The organism is Acidisphaera sp. L21 (assembly GCF_009765685.1).
GTDB lineage: Bacteria > Pseudomonadota > Alphaproteobacteria > Acetobacterales > Acetobacteraceae > LMUY01.
Genome location: NZ_LMUY01000093.1, coordinates 72966 through 76849 on the forward strand (window position 1 = coordinate 72966; position 3884 = coordinate 76849).

A 3884-nucleotide genomic window follows, 5' to 3' on the forward strand; every position below is an offset into this window, starting at 1 on the left:
CGCGCGTAACGTGACGAATTGCCTCGCTTTCCTCGGGAGAGAGCTGGGAGGAAGAGGTGGCGGGAAGATCGTCCGGCATTCTCTTGGTATAACCGAGTTCGATTACGGGCCAATGAACAACAAGGCCCCGTTCCTCTGGCCGCAGTGCCGTGGACAAACAGGATTACGGGGGAAGCGTCGCCATGTAAGCCTCAATCCTCTTGAACACGTCTAGTATCCGGTTGCCGTCCGAGTCTTTCACACGGGTTTGCCATCATGACTGTTGGGAACTACCTGCGGTGGGCCTTCTGGACAGGGTGCTACTTGTTTCATGGCTCAAATATTGGATCCGAAAATCAACGAGAGCCTACAAACTGTGCGATGTCGCTGCTCACCGCCGATCTTTCAGCGCCGCCAGCTTCGACGCCGCACCCCGCTTTGCCTCCAGGTGCTGGCTGTAGCGTCCCACCATCGCCGGCGTCTTCCACCGGCCGGCCTGCATGATCGCGGCAGCTCCACCTGGTTGGAGGCCACCATGTCCACCGCGGCACCAACCCGGCTGCTATGACCCGAGATCCGCTCCGTCACGCCCTCCGGCAGTCTGGCATCCAGCGCCATGCCCTTGAACAGCCGTGCCACATCGTTGCCGGAGATCGGGCCGCCGATCGCACCGGCTTTGCCCACCGACCGAAACAGAGCCCCCTCCGATAGCTGAGCTGCGGCCAACCAGGCACCGAGACACTGCATGGTATCGGGAGCGAGGTAGCAGGTTGCACCCATACCCTCCTGGTCGGTCTTCGATCGCCGGACTATGGCGGTGCCGCTGCCATCCACGTCCTTGGTGATGTCGCCGACTTCAAGGGCGATCAGTTCCGATCGCCTGCACATTGTATCGTATGCCACTGCCAGCAGTGCTCGGTTGCGCAAGGCGCGAGTGCTGTGTCCGGTCGCGGCCAGCAGGCGATCGACATACCTGCGGAGCAGGGGTGTGGCCTGAACCTGGGCTCGCCCCTTGGCGCGGTGCAGCCGCTTCAGCGCCAGTCGGACGGCAGTGGTCGCAGCGGGGTTGGGCAACTCCGCCGCCCGGTGCAAGTGGGAGATGCTGGCGACGTAGCGCCTCACGGTGGCCGGCGCCTTCACCTCACCCATGGCGTCTACGAACGCTGCGACCGTGTCGGCATCAGCGGGAAGGGAAGTCCGGCTGACGCCAGAGCACCAGGCGGTGAACACGGCGGTGTCGGCGCGGATCGCTCGGATGGTGTTCGACGCGTGGGCACCTCGAGCCTGGTCCGAGTAGCGGGTCAGGTTGGCCAGCATCGTGGCTTCACCGCGACAGTATAGGTAACCGGCGCCGGTGGATATTGTTTGGGACGATACAACAGCGTCGGGCATGTCAATGGCCTCTGCTGAAAATGCCGGCCACCGGACATGAAGCTGTTCCATCACTCCCGCCGCGCCGGCTCTCCGCGTGATTATGCAGGCTCTCGGAGATCACTGCTGCCTGGTTCTTGCACCCCAGGCAGCAGCAGAATTGCAGAGAGGCCTTAACCGAACGTCGCCAACATCCGGTTTGTTGGTGCCCGAAATGCGGCGCAGTTCCACAGCGCCCCTGCTTGCGTCCCGGTTCCAGGCTCAATGGACGTAGCCGCCTTCTGATGAATTGACCTTCACCCCGATTACCTCGTACGCGGTAATGCCAGGGTAACCAACAAGACTTCCCATGCGCGCCGACATGCCGACGGAACGGTGAGCGTGCGCACGTACAAGAGTCCGGCCTCTAGAAACCTTTAGGAGACTTTTGCTACCATTCTGACCATGTATGAATTGGCCTCGATCTTGGGCTCAGGCAGTATCGTTCGCCTCTTTAATGATGGGACAGACAACGATCTTCACAGTGCTGGCGACGGGCATGTTGTCTCTGTCGAGGGTAGCCGCGTCAGAGTGAAGTTCCGAGGTTGGATCGAGACCTGGCAGGCTTCCGATCTCGTCTACGACGGCACTACAGGCGTGTGGCGCGCCAAGCGCCCGGCGGCGCACACTCGGATCATTGCGAAACGCCAAACACCTTAGATGCCCTTCAAGACAATGAAATCGGCGCGCCTATTCGATGCACGCGGCCGCGCCGCTACTCACCGTTCGAGCGGCTGGTGGTGCCGCGAACCAGCGGTCAGTCGCGCCGCTCTACACTTTGGCAATAATCAAGATACCTCGAACGTTCCGGTAAGCCCGAACGGACCATCCCTGAAAGGGTTTCGAACACATGTCCGTTTCTCACCCCGGCGAGTTGACGTGGTCCGCGGGCTTTTGAACTTTGCGCCTCCAGCATGCCACCTCGGGTTGGCTGGCGCTCATTTGCCTTCCGGCACCTTTTCGCTGCTGTGTTCTCACATCTGATGGCGTTGCGATGGCAGCCGGCGACTGCGAGAATCATCCGAGGCCTATGATCAAGCCGAAGCCGATCAGCGCAACACCTGCGCCGAGGTTGAGGTGCCGTGTTACCGCACTCGCTAGGCTGCGACGCAGAAGTAACGCGCCACTGCAAACGAGCGAATACCAGAATGCTGCACCAGACATTACTCCAGGCACCATCAGGAACGAGCCGCCAATCTGGCCGCAGCCTTCTTTAGCACTCGCTTGCGGAACCCATCTGGGCCAGCGGTCATGAAGCCGCGCCAACAGGCCGGACACAGGAGCGCACGCGACCCTATCATTCTTTGTCAACCGCCTTGAACCCCAGGGGTCGTCCACACATGGTATTAGGCACCCTGCCTTCCCGATGCAAAGCAGCTACAATCTCCCTGTGACGAGGATTGGAGCGAGACATGGCAGAACCCAAAGCACTCAAGGTGACGTATCAAGAAATGCTTGGCGTGTATGAAGAAAATCTGATGGCACCGGAAGTTTTCGCGCAGAACTCTCCATACTTTGCCATTTCCGGCAACATAGTCTCTGTCACGCTGACGGCATCGCGATATGATAACTCCTCATCGCCCGGAATACGGAAGCAAGTAGCTGTTGCAAGACTATCTATGCCGGTCGGGGCCGCCGCCGACTTGGCGACTGGCCTGTATGACTTCTTGTCAAAGAATGGTGTCAAATTCGCCACCGACAAAGAACGTGAAAAACCACAATAGAGAGCGGATCGATACGCGACGGTGTAGCTTACAATTCTCAAAGGGATAGAAGGATCTTGCCGTGTCGCCTGGTCAGTTGTGGGACGCTCGTATTCTACTCTGCTGGTCCCGAGATAAATTAGCGGAGGTCACCGAGATTCCAGTGGAAGCTGTGATTGACCTTGAACGAGCGGACCGTCCGATCAACGACTTTTATCAGAGTGCCCTTCGCGTAGTCCTTGAGGCGGCCGGCGTTGAGTTCACCAATGGAGCTGCACCGGGAGCGAGACTCAGGAGAACCGGCAGCCAATGACACCTGCACAGTGTCGGAACGCTCGCGCCTTGCTCAATTGGCCACGCATGGATCTAGGCACCCGCTCCAATTTTGGAGATCATGTGGTGAGGCAATTTGAGGAGCGCGGACATATTCCCGGGGCTGCTAGCGAAAGCTGCGCAGACCGCTTGGCTCGAATGAGACGCACCCTGGAGGCTGCTGGCGTCGAGTTCATCGAGCAAAACGACGATGGACCTGGCGTCAGGATGAGGAGGGAGGCTGGATCCTGAGGTCAGCACTTCGTCTTCGTCACCGCGCCGTAAGCTACCAGGCTCAAGCGCGTTGAACGAATAGCCGCACGATCCTCGCCTAGTGCATTGTGTGCGACAAGCTCACAATGGCTAAGTGTCAATTGTGCAGCGAAGCCAAGACCGATGGCGCCGTTTCACCCTCAAACTTGTGTCCATAGGTGCGTTTGTGGACACTTCTCACCGCCTCACCTAACCACGGGCTATCCT

General features: G+C 59.3%; 2 protein-coding genes. One reads left to right on the forward strand and one right to left on the reverse strand.

Annotated features, from left to right (window positions below):
• Positions 1-384: 384 nt before the first annotated feature.
• On the reverse strand, positions 385-1371 hold the full coding sequence (locus GSQ76_RS18905) for a tyrosine-type recombinase/integrase (RefSeq protein ID WP_158745682.1): 987 nt from the start codon (positions 1369-1371) through the stop codon (positions 385-387).
• Positions 1372-2801: 1430 nt separating this feature from the next.
• Between GSQ76_RS18905 and GSQ76_RS18910 the strand changes: the two genes are divergently transcribed.
• Positions 2802-3113, forward strand: coding sequence for a hypothetical protein (locus GSQ76_RS18910; RefSeq protein ID WP_158745683.1), 312 nt, complete (start codon positions 2802-2804; stop codon positions 3111-3113).
• The last annotated feature ends 771 nt before the right edge of the window (positions 3114-3884 follow it).

Coding starts and splice junctions, on each gene's coding strand:
- GSQ76_RS18905 (WP_158745682.1), bottom strand. CDS start 1,371: ATGCCCGACGCTGTTGTATCGTCCCAAACAATATCCACCGGCGCCGGT.
- GSQ76_RS18910 (WP_158745683.1), top strand. CDS start 2,802: ATGGCAGAACCCAAAGCACTCAAGGTGACGTATCAAGAAATGCTTGGC.